Origin of the sequence: Paracoccus endophyticus (assembly GCF_003286075.1) — a bacterium.
GTDB lineage: Bacteria > Pseudomonadota > Alphaproteobacteria > Rhodobacterales > Rhodobacteraceae > Paracoccus > Paracoccus endophyticus.
In genome coordinates, this window is the sequence record NZ_QLUV01000046.1 from 1 (window position 1) to 1,382 (window position 1,382).

At 65.8% G+C, this 1,382-nt stretch carries 1 protein-coding gene; it reads right to left on the bottom strand.

Translation table 11 applies throughout. The features are described from left to right. On the bottom strand, positions 1-1,382 hold a 1,382-nt coding region (locus DPQ23_RS15170; RefSeq protein WP_162630801.1), incomplete at both ends, for a copper-translocating P-type ATPase.

Consider the following 1,382-nt stretch of genomic DNA (forward strand, 5'->3'; position numbering starts at 1 on the left):
GCGCTCATCGCAAAGGCCGCGAACATCGGGCTGATGAGGATGCCGAAGAAGGGATAGAGCAGTCCCGCTGCGATCGGCACGCCGGCGGCGTTGTAGATCATGGCGAAGAAGAGGTTCTGCCGGATATTGCGCATCGTCGCCCGGCTGAGCCGACGGGCGCGGACGATCCCGTCAAGATTGCCCTTGACCAGTGTTATCCCGGCGCTTTCGATCGCCACGTCGGCCCCAGTGCCCATGGCGATGCCGACATCAGCCTGCGCCAGCGCGGGGGCGTCATTAACCCCGTCGCCGGCCATCGCGACCTTGCGCCCTTCAGCCTGCAATTCCCGGATGATGCGGGCCTTGTCCTCTGGCATCACATCGGCGCGGATCTCGTCGATGCCCAAGCGTGCAGCCACCGCCTTGGCAGTGCGCTCGTTGTCGCCCGTCGCCATGATGATCCGGAAGCCAAGCTCATGGAGCGATCTCAGCGCCGCAGGTGTCGTTTCCTTGACGGGATCGGCAACCGAAACCATACCAACGACCGCGCCATCGATGACCACGAACATCACCGTCTCTCCATGATCGCGGCGAGCATCGGCCGCGGCGATCAGCGGCCCCGCGTCCAGCCCCATATCGCGCAACAGCCGGATGTTGCCGAGCGCGACTGGTCGGCCATCGACGGTGCCGCGGACGCCTTGACCGGTCACGGCCTCAAAATCGCCAGCCTCGACCATCGCCACGCCGCGCTCTTCGGCACCGCGCACGATCGCCTCGGCCAAGGGGTGTTCCGAGCCACGTTCGAGCGACGCGGCAAGGCGCAGGATCTCGCTCTCGTCATGTCCCGGTTCGGGCAGCACCGCGACGAGCCGCGGCTTGCCCTCGGTCAGCGTTCCGGTCTTGTCCACGATCAGGGTGTCGACCTTCTCGAAACGCTCCAGCGCCTCGGCATTCTTGATCAACACGCCGGCTTGGGCGCCCCGTCCGGTCGCGGTCATGATCGACATTGGTGTCGCAAGGCCAAGCGCACAGGGGCAAGCGATGATCAGCACCGCCACCGCCGCCACCAGGCCATAGGAGAGTGACGGTTCGGGCCCCCAGACAGCCCAGGCTATGAAGGACAGGATCGCGATCCCGATTACCGCCGGCACGAACAGGCCCGCGACCCGGTCGGCGTATTTCTGGATCGGCGCGCGCGAGCGTTGCGCGTTCGAGACCATCTCCACGATCTGGCTCAGCATGGTATCCGCGCCGACGCGGGTGGCTTCGATCATCAAAGATCCGGTGCCGTTGATCGTGGCTCCGGTGACCGGATCGCCGGACACCTTCTCCACCGGAACCGGCTCGCCCGAGATCATGCTTTCGTCCACGGACGAGCGGCCATCGACAACCACGCCGTCCAC